This is a genomic window from Chloroflexus sp., from assembly GCF_034435895.1.
Taxonomy (GTDB): Bacteria; Chloroflexota; Chloroflexia; order Chloroflexales; family Chloroflexaceae; genus Chloroflexus.
The window spans coordinates 1-12137 of the sequence record NZ_DAOTWH010000218.1 but is presented as its reverse complement, the minus strand read 5'-3'; the positions used below and the strand labels follow the sequence as shown (position 1 = coordinate 12137).

Genomic DNA, 12137 nt, shown 5'->3' with positions numbered 1-12137 from the left:
CGGGCGGCGGTAGACGATGCCGAGCGGCAGCCGCTCGCTCTCAACCGCGTAGTGCATCGCCGCATCGAGGTCGGATGGGTCGTGCGTGTCGGGCAGGTTGTAGACGAGATCCTTGTACAGTTTATAGGTGTCGTAGAAGGTGACGCACGGGCTGAGCACATGAATAAAGGCGAAACCGCGATGGTCGAGACCAGCCTTGATCAGCTCGGCTAACTGTTTGGGTTGGCTCGATAAGCCGCGGGCCACGAACGACGCGCCGCTGGCGAGCACGATGGCCAGCGGATGCAGCGGTTGGGCCGACTGGCCGTAGGGAGTGCTCTTGGTGACGTGACCGCGCGGCGAGGTCGACGAGGTTTGGCCCTTGGTCAAACCATAGATTGCGTTATCCATCACCACGACGGTGATATCAAGATCGCGCCGCGCTGCGTGCGGCAGATGGCCCAAGCCGATGCTGAAGAAGTCGCCATCACCGCCGACGGCCATCACAGTCAGATCGGGGCGGGCGATCTTGAGACCAATCGCTGCCGGCAGTGCCCGGCCATGCACCGTATGCAGGCCGTAAGTCTGTAAGAAGCCGGGCAAGCGCGAGCTGCAACCAATGCCTGACACCACGGCCAAATCCTTGGGGTTGATCTGGGCAGCGGCAAGGGCCTGCTGAATAGCGGCCAACACGCCGAAATCGCCGCAACCCGGACACCAGATCGGTTTGAGGTCGCTGCGGTAATCGGATGGTTTGTAGACGACGGGTGCTGAGATGATCGGTACGGCTGTCATACGTGTGACCTTGTTTTAATGTTATTGGGGCAACGCGATGCGTTACCCATCCTGAATGCGGCAAAGTCAATCAAACCAGCACTGGCTCGGCGAGGCCGTGCAGAGCGTGAATCTGGCGCAGAATCTCAAGTCGCGAGAAGGGCATGCCGGTATACTTGGTCAACGAGCGCACCTTGATGCCGAGTTCAGCCTGCAAAAGTTTGGCGAACTGGCCTTGGAAATTGACCTCCGGCACCACCACAATCTCAACCTGTTTGAGAAACTCATTGATCGCGTCAACCGGCAGCGGCGAGAGCATCTGCACTTGCAACATCGCGACCGGCAACTCCTCTTGGCCGGCCAGATAGACTGCGCCGCGACACGGGCCGGCAGTGGTGCCCCAACAGATCAGCCCGACCTTGGCCCGCTCGGCACCAAACCGGCGCACATACTCGCGTGAATGCTGCAACGGGGCCAGCTTGCCCCAGCGCTTTTCGGTCATGATCGCATGGTTCGCCGGCGTATAATCAGGGTTGCCGAACTCATTATGTTCGAGACCAGTCGCGGTGTACTGGGCATGGGCCGCACCGGGCGCGACCATCGGCGACACCAGACTAGCGGTCAGCTCGTAGCGGCGATATTGATTGGCGGCCAACTCGCCATTAGGGCGCAGCCGGTCGATGCGTGGATACTTGCTCAGATCAAACGGTTCAACCGTCTCGGTGCGGAACGAGAGCGAATAGTCACTTAGGACAATCACCGGTGTTTGGTACTGTTCGGCCAAATTGAACGCCGCAACGGTCAGGTGGAAACACTCGGCGACGCTGGCCGGCGCCAACACAATGCGCGGACTATCGCCGTGGCTGCCGTGGAGGGCGATATTCAGGTCTGACTGCTCCATCTTGGTGGGCAGGCCAGTGCTGGGGCCGCCGCGCTGCGCATCAACAATCACCACCGGGATCTCGGTCATGCTGGCATAGCCAATCGCCTCGCTCATCAGCGACAACCCCGGCCCGGAGGTAGCAGTCATGGCGCGCTTGCCGCCATACGACGCGCCGATGCACGCCATAATCGACGCAATCTCATCTTCGGCCTGCAGATAGCCGCCCCCGATCTGGGGCAACATCGCCGCCATGCCCTCCATAATGTCGGAGGCAGGGGTAATTGGATAGCCGGCAAAAAATTCGACCCCGGCATGCAATGCGCCGGCCACAATTGCCTGATTGCCGGTCATCACGTAGCGATCGTGCTCACCGGTCGACTCCATCCAAAACGGATCGCGCTTGTCAAGATGTTGGGCATACTCGATCCCGGCCCGCAGCGCGGCCAGATTTGACTCGAGCAGATTGGCCTTCTTGCCCAGTTTGGCCCGCACGATATCTTCGAGTTTATTCAGGCCGAGACCAAACAACGCCGCCACCACACCGAGCGCAGCCACATTCTTGCCGCGCCGGTTGCCGGCAGCTTGCGCGATCTGGCCAATCGGGGCCGGGTAGGCAATGCCGGTAAATTCGGCAGGGAGGTCAAACTCTTCGGGATCGTAGAGCAAGACGGCATTGGGGGCCATATCGGCGTGGTGGAGATCCCACGCTTCGCGGTTAAAGGCGAACAGCACATCAACCGCATCACCCATTGAGCGGACAGGGCTGTTGGAAGCGCGCACCTGAAACATCACCGGCCCACCCTTAATTTCAGCCGGAGTGGTGCGGAAGGTAAAGACGTGCAGGCCAGAACGGGCAGCCGCTTGCGCCAGCATCTCGCCGGTGGCGCTGCTGCCATCGCCGCTTTCGCCAGCGACACGGATGACGACATCTTCTTTTTGGATCATGGCGACCTCGCCGTAGCTGCGTTGCTCTGCGCCGCCGTTGGCGCTAGAACGATACAAGAATGGTGAAGGTATCATAGCACTGGGGTGCAGCCGCTGCAATGCCCTTTTTCTTGTGATAAACGGTGCGATGTTTGTGCAAAAATGTTGCGTTGCCAATCGGGTTGGAACGAGGATTGGTCGTAGCAGCGAACTGTTGGGAGGCTTGGGGATAGCCGCAAAGCGATGCTCTGGAGTGCGGCAGTTTGACTGCCGCACTCCCGATCGTGGCAGGTGCGGAGGTAGCATCGCCGCAACAAGACGCAAAACGCACAAAGGTTGCTGGGCAAAACCTATCTTGTGTCTTTTTGTGGCTATTCACCGGTTCAGCCGGTTGTGTACCGCGGAACACGCAGAGGAGTGCGCTTCTCCTCCGCGTTCTCTGCGCTCTCGGCGGTAAATCAAACCAACGTCCCCGTCTTTGGCCGGTTCCCCAGTATCGTACCGGCCGTGCCACCGGCATGACAAGTGATCCGCAGGAGTACCTGTGCAACATTGTACCGCCGTGGAGATACCTTGTTCCGCTGTCGTGGACAGCACTACCAGCGTGATGGAAGTTTTCTCGCCTCTGGTCACATGCTCACCCTCGGCGAACGCGAGGATAGTATGGTGGAAGTTGTGTGCAAGCCGGAGAACAATCAGTCCATCATTCGGTTTCAATGATGATAGTCAGAACTGGAATAGCCTGATAGTCGACCTGATTGTGGGTGATAAGCGGGAGCTGGTAATACAGCGCCGTGGCAGCAATCTACGCATCTTGGGGCGCGATCGGCATTCCTGCTTGACTGCGCATTGCGCGGATCGTGGCCCATACCCGGCATAACGGCATATCGATAGGGATGATGGTATAGCGCTCCATAGCCTGTTCAAGCTGCTGGATCCGATTATCGCCCCAATGCCGCACCGCTGCCCACTGGAACAATTCAGCCACCGTCATCAGGGAAATGGCGAGCTCGCGATTGAGCAGGTGCGGCGCGTAGAGTGCCACCCGGCTATCGCGTTTGAACAAGTAAGACACGATATTGGTGTCGAGCAGCACCATCACCATCGTTCGTCCATCAGATCGGATCGATCAGCGTGCCGTTGTTGGGCCAAATATGCGATGACTGCATCCGCCGTTTCATCTTCTGGCCAAAAATCAGCCGCCAGCGTTGCAAGGTCTTGCACCGGCGCGGTGCGCCGGACTGATGGCGGGAGCGCCGGCACTGCCGCGAGCGTGCGATAGTGGCGCATCAACGATTGTGACAGCGCTTGGATCAACTGGTCGACCGGCGACAATTGCTACGCCGCTTGGAGAACTTGCTCGACGCTCGTTGTCATCGGTCGCCTCCTTTCCATTGCCATCACGTGCTGGTGGTATTGGACCGAGAGCGTCGCACGATGGCAACATCATCATCCCTGCCACAATACCGAGCAGGTTGTTTCCTGTAGACCTTGCTGCCATTGGCCTGTTATCCTAAACTCATACCTAGGGCTACCCCGTCCTTGGCCGGTTCCGCACTATTGTACCCACCGCACAACCGGCGTGGTGCATGGAGGTTGGTTGCTCAGCGCACGATTATTGCCGAAGAGGCCGCGGGCGCAGAGGAGTGGATTCTTCCTCTGCGTTCTCGGCACTCTCGGCGGTCGAGATTGCTGGAGCAAAATCGGTTGCGTTTTGCCACCTCATCATATTGGTTTGGAATAGCCTCAAAAAGACCCAAACGGCACAAAACTTGATGGAACAACATACAATGCGCCGTTAACTTTCTTGCGTCTTTTTGTGGCTATTCCCCATCCTAATCAAGCTTCTGTCTCGTTTCCCCACACCTCAACCGCAATGCCGTCACGTTGGCCCTGCCAGAGCGGCACGCGGCAGGTGTCGCGCAGCAGCCGTTTCCAGAGTTGGGCGTGCTGGAAGATCTCTTCGTCGGTGGCGAAGAGGTGGAAGACGGTGCGGGCGGCGATTAAGATCAGCTTGTAGCGCGCGCGGCTGAGGGCAACATTGAGCCGGCGCGGATCGAGCAAGAAGCCGCTGGCGGCGCGCAGGTAGTCGGGGTCGCTTTCGGTGGCCGAGACGATAATCACGTCGCGTTCGTCGCCTTGAAAGCGCTCGACGGTATCGACGGTCGCGCCATCGTGCTCGATCAAGAGCGCCTGCATGATCTCGGGTAGTTGTTCGCGCAGCGCTAGCCGTTGGGCGCGGTGCGGCACCACAATGCCGATGCCGGTGGCGGCATCGAGGCCAAGCTGGCCTACTAGCGTCTCGATTAAAGGCCGGATGAGGCTGGCCTCGAACGGATTGCTGTCTTGGCTTTGCGCTTCGTCGTGGACGATGACCACCAGCGGGTGGCGCGGGTCGAGCGCAGCAGCGACCATAGGATCGCTGATCGGCGCAACGGCCAAGGTGGTGTTGCGGCGCGAGAAGTAGGGAATGCCGTCTTGTTCGTAGATGGCGCGGCGCAGAAACGCAGCCAGATCGCGGTGGAGCCGGAAGCTTTCGGCCAACCGCACCAGCGGCGGCGGCGAATCGAGGTTGAGCAGCGTCTCGAACAGCGAGCTGTAGACGCGGTAGGCTTGGAAGGTGCGCCGGCGTTCACCGCGCCATTCGTGCTGCACGATCGGCGGCATCTGGCGGTGATCGCCAACCACGATCAGCCTGCCGCCGGGGGTGAGGGCGATTGCCGCCATACAGGCTTCGGGCAGGTTCATCTGCGACGCCTCATCGAGCAGCAACAGATCAGCGAAGGGTTCGGTGTGATAGCGTTGCTCACGTTTGAGCAATGACGCAATGGCGAAGGGGGTGGCGGCGACAAAGCAGACCGGCGCGTTGATCACCGGGCCGATGGTGTCGATCACCTGCGCCGCCGGCGGCAGATCGGCGCGCTCTTTGGGCCGGACGCGGAAGAGCGGCACGGCCAGCAATCGTTCGTCGAAATAGGCGGCGAAGAGATCAGGCTGTTGGGCGCGGATGGCGGCCAGTTTGGCTTGCACCTCGGCAATCTTGCGCAAGAGCACATCAGTAGCGGCGTGGGTCTTGCAACTGAGCAGCACCCGGCAGGGTTGGCCGGCGGCCAGTAAGCCTTGCATACGGGCCAGCAGGGCAAAGGCCGACGTGTAGCTCTTGCCGGTGCCGGGAGGACCTTGCACCAACAGCGTGGGGGCATCGCCATAGTTGGCGATGTAATCCATCTGGTGCGCATCGAACGGGTGCAACATCCCGGCCTCGGCCAGCGCGCGCAACCCCGCCACGAACTGGGCATAGCCAGCCCGCGCCGCCGCCGGCAGCGTGACCTGCCTCCCAGCGGGATCGGTCAAGCGCGCGTAGAGCGCATTGGCCGCCCCTTGGCGCAATTCCTGCACCACCTCCATACAGCGCTGGCCATAGATGTCGTTGGGATCGGCCTCGATCGTGTACACCTCGCCGGGTTGCGGCCACCGCCAATTGCTGTCGAAGGTGAACCGCCGGTCGCCTTTACTGTAGCGGGTATCTGGCTTTAGCAACACCAATCCATCCGGTTCAATCGCCACCAGCGTCGCCCGCGGCTGGTAGAGCAGTTGGCGAGCAGTGGTAGGGAACGGTTTGCGCTGATCGGGCGGCAACCGTTCATCAACGCTCCAGCGCGGGGCGAGAATGACCTTATCGCCGGGCGAGAGAGTGGTTAGGCGGAGCGCCGTTGCCAAATCGCACTCAACATTGTCGAGATCAATCCGCAGGCGCAGCGGCACATCAGGCAACGGCAGCGGCTCAACCTGCTTTTTCTGCTCGGCCTTCAACCGCACCCCCTTCCGCCCGCCGGTCAATTCAGCCTTCAACGCCTGCCGGCGCTCGTTTTCGGCCAGCGTCTCAAGCAGGGCCGGGTCTTGATCAGCCAGCTCATAGCGCACAATCAAACTCGCGCCGGCCAGCACCCGCTGTTCAGGAGGCGGCAGATGCTGCTGGCCCCACGTCACCAGCGCCACGTACCGCTCGATGAGCAGAAACTCGGCCAGCGCATCGGCCAGTGTGCGCGCTTGGCGGGAATATTCGACAATGCACGACAGATCGAACGGCGGCTTGGTGGTGTGCGAGTTGCGCGGCAGCTTATCGGCCAGCAGCTCGATCGCGTGCAACCGTTTCTCGACAAAACCGATCACATGCGATCGCTTGACCTGCCGGTAATCGATCAACTCATCATCGCCGCGATCAGGCGGCGGCGGCAGCGCCTGCCACGCCGCGTAGAGATACTCGAGCGGAATCTGGTTATTGAAGCGCACCCGCCGCGTATACCAGCCTAAATCCTTGTCATTGCTCAGATCATCAAAGACGCGCCGGTAAAAGAGCCGGCGATACTCCCCCCAATCAAACCGCTGCATCTGCGCCAGCCGGGCCAGTGAGTCATAGGCCAGCGGGTCGTTGCGGAACCGGCGGCGCTCGCTGATCAACACCGTGACCATGGGCGCTTCAAAACCGGCGCTCTGCGCCGCCAGATCGTAGAGCGGGGTCGAGCCGAAGACTTGGGGGTGGCGGGCCAGCCCGTCGAGCAGGTTTTGCAGGCTGAACGAATCGGGCACGATCAGATGGATAGGCGCGCGCAGAAGGCCCTCGACGTCAGGCGCGGCCACCTTGGCGATCGCCTGCAACAGCGCGTTAATCCACTCTGCCAGCAAGCGCCCCTCATCAGCCGGCGATTGCGGCGGCTGATCGAGCAGCTTGATCACCGTCTCGCGCCGGGCCGGCACGCCATGCTCATACCCCACCACCAGCGCGCCGAGCAACACCAGCATCCCCTGCGTGTGGTCGTAGAGCGGGTCGAGATAGACGGCGATCAGGTTGGGATGGAGATCGGCGCTCACGTCGGGCAGCGAGCTATGGCCTTTGTAGGGCAGATAGGCGGTGGCAGCGAGCTGGTCGCCACGCCAGCGGCGAAACGCGCGGGCACGGTGGATCAGCTCATCGAGACGGGGCGCCAGCGTAGGATGGCTGAGCAGTTGGCTGATCATTGGACGATGGCGTTCCGGCGTCATCAAACGCTCGCCGGCGAACTCTTTGAGTAGAGCGAGTTGGTTCGCGGTAGTAATGCCGTGCGCGCGTAAGGCCGACTTCTCCGGCTCGGTCAGCGACGGGATGAGCGAGAGGTCATCGTGGGCAGCGGCCCAGCGCATACAGACCTCGTTATAGAGGCAGCCATCACACTTGGCGGTGAGGTGAAACGGCAACTCGGCAAACGGCGCGGCGGCGGTTGCGGCCAAGATCGAATCTGGCCCGGCCAGCAGGGTCTCGATCTCGGCCAGATAGGGGGCCGGATCGGCAACCAGCTCAAGCTGGGCCGTGGTCACGCCGAGCAAATCAAACGCCTGTTGCCGTTCGCATTCGATCCGCCGCCGTTCGACAGGGGTTTGCTGCGGTGACGGCAACTCGCCGCGGTAGAGCACGCCAAGCCGGATGGACGCCAACGTCACGCCAGCAGCACTGGTTATCTGTTCGAGCAGACGCTGGTAACAGGCCAATTGCAAGCGATGCTCGATCTTGGCCGCCGCCGAACTTTTGGCGTCAATAATAACGGCGTGGCAAGCGCCGGCATCATCGCAGGATAGGAACAGCAGATCGACATCGCCGCTCATAGCCCAACCGTGCAACTGGGAGGCTAACCGCGGTTGAAACAGCACTTGGGCCGTATTCGGCGCGAGCTGCTGGATGTGGGCAATGACAATGTGATTGTGATCAGCGGTCATAAACGCCGGATCACCCTGCTGGCGGCGCTGCGCGCAGTGAATCGCCTGCCGAAACCGCTCGCGCACCTGCGCCTCGATCGCCTGCTCGAACCGGCGTCCGGCGATGGTCAGCATTGGCGGGATGGGCTGAAGCGCCATGCCATAGCGAGGCAGCCAGCTCAGCTCCTTCCGGCGTTCGTGCAGGCGCAAGCGCAGATAGCGCCGGCACTGATCGAGCCGCAGATACTGGGCGAGGTCGGTAGGAGAAATTGCCTGCGGTTGGGCCGGATCAAGCGCCAACGGCGGCAAGCGATCGTCGATCGTCTCAAGCCGCCGGTTCATCAAACACCCCCGGTTCTGGCTTGGGCTCGATCCGGTTACGCAGCATGCGCTCGAAGGCGCCTACTTGGCGCGGACCGATCGCGCGGGCCGAGATGAGCAACACCTGCCCATTGATCAATTGCAGTTCATACACACCACCGAGCTTGCGCCACGCGCGCACCTTCGACCACGGGATTTCGCTGCGACCGCTGCGCGCACTGACGATCAACGTCTCGCGGCCCAATTCGTAGCGCGTTGGCTGGTAAATCGGCAGGTCGCGGTTACGGCTCTGGCGTTGGATGAGCACAAAACCGGTGATGGCGTAGACCAAAAACGGGATCCAGCCGCCGAGCAAGGCCGGCGCTTGCGGGATGCTCGGATCGTAGATCACGAATGCGGTCAAGATAGCGGCGACAAACGCAAACACGTAGAAAATTGGCCGGCGAAAATACCGGCTCAGTGCGTGGCGAGTAAACTCGCGTTGGCTAATCGTGCTCTCGATAATCATAGCTATTTACCGCTAAAAGGCATTCCACTTCACCAATATTAATTCATTTCCGCCCTCAGGCAATACTCGATATTGTAAATCATCGAGCAAATAGCGCGACAAAAACAGCCCCAACCCGCCGACGCGTTGCTGGCTGCGCCCGATCAGATTGCGCGGCAGCGGCACATTGAGCGGGTTGAAGGCTGGCGCGGCATCACAAATGCGCACACACAGCGAATCACCCTCGTTCCAGACATCGACCCAAATAGGACCAGCTTGGCCGCCGTAGCCGTAGGTGATCGCATTGGAAATTAGCTCGTTGGCCGCATACACAATATCGTCGATACTATCCCGGCGAGCGCCGATATTGCTGGCCGCATCAGTGATGGAACGCCGGATCTGTTTGAGGCTGCGGAGGTCGGCGTTAAAGGCGAATGATGCGGACATACTGTCTCCGGTACAAGTGGGGACTCGGAAAATATATCGTGCATGATACCATAGGGTGAGCGAGTAGTGAATTCAGGAACGTTCACTACCTCTGTTAGGTAGCGCTGAGGAGTATTCGATAATGCATGAAGCGGTTGACTTTCTCGTTCGCCTCTTGCGCACGCCGTCGTTGTCGGGCCGCGAAGCGGCGGCGGTGCAGGTGATGGTCGAACAGATGGTGGCATTCGGCTGGGAAGCGTTCGTCGATGAGTCGGGCAGCGCAGTTGGGCATGTGGGCACGAGCGGGCCGCTGGTGGTGTTGCTCGGCCATATCGACACGGTGCCGGGTGAGGTGCCGGTGCGGATCGAGGACGGCAAACTGTACGGGAGGGGGGCGGTTGATGCCAAGGGGCCACTAGCGACGTTTGTGTGGGCAGCGCGGCGGGCCGAGTTGGCCGGCACGCTCAACTGCCGGCTGGCGATCGTTGGCGCGACCGAGGAAGAGGCGGCGAGTTCGCGCGGCGCCCATGCCGCCCGCGACCGCTATCGCCCGGCGTTCTGCGTGATCGGCGAGCCGAGCGGCTGGGATCGGATTACGCTTGGCTACAAAGGTCGCCTGCTTGCCCACTACCGCTACGCCCAGCCGGCAGCTCACAGCGCCGGCGAGCAGCGGGCCGCGCCGGAACAGATGGTCGACTTTTGGCGCGCGGTTGAGCGCCATTGCCAGACGGTCAATGCCGGGCGCGAGCGGTTGTTCGAGCAATTAATTCCCTCGTTGCGCCGGGTGCAGAGCGGGAGTGATGGCATCACCGAATGGGTCGAGGCGACGGTTGGCCTGCGCCTGCCGCCCGGCGTCGATCCGGACGCGCTGGCTGGGAGGCTGCACGAGCTGGCCGGCCCGGCTGAGGTGACGTTTGAAGGGGCATGCCCGGCCTTCCAAAGCCCGCGCACCACGCCGCTGGCCAGCGCCTTTGTGCGCGCCATTCGCCAGCACGGCGGCCAACCCGCTTTCTTGCACAAGACCGGCACCGCCGATATGAATGTGGTCGGGCCGGCGTGGCAATGCCCGATCGTCGCCTACGGGCCGGGTGATTCGCGCCTCGACCACACCCCCGACGAGCACGTCGAGTTGGCAGAGTACGAGCGGGCGATTGCGGTGTTGGCCGAGGTGTTGGGGCAATTGCGATGATGGGGAGTAAGGAGATTGACAATCCCTATTCCCTACTCCCTCCTTCGTTGACGCACAGCGGCAATTGTGGTACTATCGCCGCAATTGAATATAAGCAATTGCGGGGTAACAACCCCGCCAGTAGGGAGCCCGGAGGAAGCGAAGGGCTTAATTGGGGGAAGTCCGGTCAAAGGCCGGCGCAGTCCACGCTACTGTAGGTCGCCATTGGCGACGAGCCAGAATGCCCGTCCCTGCTTGTTCGCTGTCACACCCGCGCTGGAAAGGGGGTGAGGCGCGCGCAAGATCGGCATCCGTCTTGCTTTCGTCGTTACCCTTCCACAGCCGTGGAAGGGATTTTTGTTGTTGGGATCATCAAACGTTTGCCTTGGTGATGTTGTCTTGAATGAAAGGGATCTGCATGATGCGCCGGGTTCTTGCACTATTCCTTGCCACAGTGTTGAGCATCGCCGCTTGGCTGCCGGTCGCCGCGCAGGGCACGGCGGTCGAATCGGCGCTGAAGTGGGTAGCCGGCCAACAACAGGCTGACGGCAGCTTTGCCGGTTTTGGGCCGGGCGATACTGCTGACGCGATCGTCGCTTTTGTCGCTGGCGGCCAGCAACCGCCGGCCAATGCCGTGAGCTACCTTGCCGGGCAGTCGGCTACTTACGGCATGTCAACCGCTGGCGCAGCGGCTAAACTGATTTTAGCCGCCGTCGCCACGCAGAGCGATCCGCTCAACTTTGGCGGGAGCAATCTGGCCCAACAGCTCGGTTTTAATTACAACCCAGCCACCGGCCAGTACGGCAGCGATGTCTACGGCCATGCGCTGGCGTTGCTGGCGATCAAAGCCATGGGAGTGCAGCCGCCGGCAGCGGCGATTGACCGGCTGATCGCGTTGCAACTGCGCGATGGCGGTTGGAGCTTCGACGGCGCCGCGGCGACCGGCAGCGATACGAATACCACTGCCTTGGCAGTGATGGCGCTGGCTGGCCGGGCCCGCGCCGCCGATGCCTTGAATGCGGCGCGCGCCTACCTGCGCGGCCAGCAAAACCCCGACGGCGGCTTCCCCTACTCGCAGGCGTCGCCGTTCGGCAATGCCAGCGATGCCAACTCGACGGCAGCGGTGACGATGGCGATCATTGCCCTCGGCGAAGATCCCAGCGGCGCAGCGTGGAAGCAAGGCGATGCGACACCGCTCAGCGCGTTGGCCGCCTTCCAAAACAGCAGCGGCGCGTTCCGCTATCAGAATGCGATGCCCGATGATAATGCGCTGGCCACGTATCAGGCCATTCCGGCGCTAGCCGGGAAGGCATTGCCGGTGGTGACGGCCTCGATCCCGGCGGCGCAAAGCCTGATTGCGCCGGCGACCACGTTGCCGCGCACCGCAGGCGCAGCGCAGCCGCTGTTGCCGCTGCTGGCGCTGGCCGGCTTGCTGGCGTTAGCGG

9 protein-coding genes and 1 riboswitch are annotated in these 12137 nt (G+C 61.6%); of the genes, 2 read left to right on the top strand and 7 right to left on the bottom strand.

Going from position 1 to position 12137, the window contains the following annotated elements:
• From U9R81_RS12885 to U9R81_RS12855, 7 genes are all read right to left on the bottom strand, one after another.
• Positions 1-774, bottom strand: a 774-nt coding sequence (locus U9R81_RS12885; protein WP_322495852.1) for a 2-oxoacid:ferredoxin oxidoreductase subunit beta, incomplete at its 3' end; no start/stop codon positions are given.
• A 70-nt stretch (positions 775-844) separates the two neighbouring features.
• Complete coding sequence (locus tag U9R81_RS12880) at positions 845-2581, bottom strand: 2-oxoacid:acceptor oxidoreductase subunit alpha (RefSeq protein ID WP_322495851.1); 1737 nt, start codon at positions 2579-2581, stop codon at positions 845-847.
• A gap of 784 nt (positions 2582-3365) precedes the next feature.
• Positions 3366-3665 (bottom strand): PIN domain-containing protein, encoded by a 300-nt coding sequence (locus tag U9R81_RS12875; protein ID WP_322495850.1) that lies wholly within the window; start codon positions 3663-3665, stop codon positions 3366-3368.
• Positions 3659-3895: a hypothetical protein gene (locus tag U9R81_RS12870; RefSeq protein ID WP_322495849.1), complete on the bottom strand. Its 237-nt coding sequence runs from the start codon at positions 3893-3895 to the stop codon at positions 3659-3661. Before U9R81_RS12870 ends, U9R81_RS12875 begins: the two co-directional genes overlap by 7 nt.
• Positions 3896-4399: 504 nt before the next feature.
• Positions 4400-8632, bottom strand: a complete 4233-nt coding sequence (locus U9R81_RS12865) for a bifunctional RecB family nuclease/DEAD/DEAH box helicase (RefSeq protein ID WP_322495848.1) — start codon at positions 8630-8632, stop codon at positions 4400-4402.
• A complete protein-coding gene (locus U9R81_RS12860) occupies positions 8616-9119 on the bottom strand; it encodes a YcxB family protein (protein ID WP_066783504.1) in 504 nt (167 codons plus the stop codon). The genes U9R81_RS12865 and U9R81_RS12860 overlap by 17 nt, the downstream gene beginning before the upstream one ends.
• A gap of 12 nt (positions 9120-9131) precedes the next feature.
• Positions 9132-9545, bottom strand: coding sequence for an ATP-binding protein (locus U9R81_RS12855; RefSeq protein WP_322495847.1), 414 nt, complete (start codon positions 9543-9545; stop codon positions 9132-9134).
• A gap of 121 nt (positions 9546-9666) precedes the next feature.
• On the opposite strand from U9R81_RS12855, the gene U9R81_RS12850 reads away from it, so the two are divergent.
• The gene (locus tag U9R81_RS12850; protein ID WP_322495846.1) at positions 9667-10713 is read left to right on the top strand and encodes a [LysW]-lysine hydrolase; all 1047 of its coding nucleotides are present in this window, start codon (positions 9667-9669) and stop codon (positions 10711-10713) included.
• Between the two features lie 106 nt (positions 10714-10819).
• A riboswitch (cobalamin riboswitch) is annotated at positions 10820-10961 on the top strand.
• Between the two features lie 149 nt (positions 10962-11110).
• The coding region (locus U9R81_RS12845) for a prenyltransferase/squalene oxidase repeat-containing protein (RefSeq protein ID WP_322495845.1) at positions 11111-12137 on the top strand (1027 nt) is incomplete at its 3' end.

Coding starts and splice junctions, on each gene's coding strand:
- U9R81_RS12880 (WP_322495851.1), bottom strand. CDS start 2,581: ATGATCCAAAAAGAAGATGTCGTCATCCGTGTCGCTGGCGAAAGCGGC.
- U9R81_RS12855 (WP_322495847.1), bottom strand. CDS start 9,545: ATGTCCGCATCATTCGCCTTTAACGCCGACCTCCGCAGCCTCAAACAG.
- U9R81_RS12860 (WP_066783504.1), bottom strand. CDS start 9,119: ATGATTATCGAGAGCACGATTAGCCAACGCGAGTTTACTCGCCACGCA.
- U9R81_RS12875 (WP_322495850.1), bottom strand. CDS start 3,665: ATGGTGATGGTGCTGCTCGACACCAATATCGTGTCTTACTTGTTCAAA.
- U9R81_RS12850 (WP_322495846.1), top strand. CDS start 9,667: ATGCATGAAGCGGTTGACTTTCTCGTTCGCCTCTTGCGCACGCCGTCG.
- U9R81_RS12865 (WP_322495848.1), bottom strand. CDS start 8,632: ATGAACCGGCGGCTTGAGACGATCGACGATCGCTTGCCGCCGTTGGCG.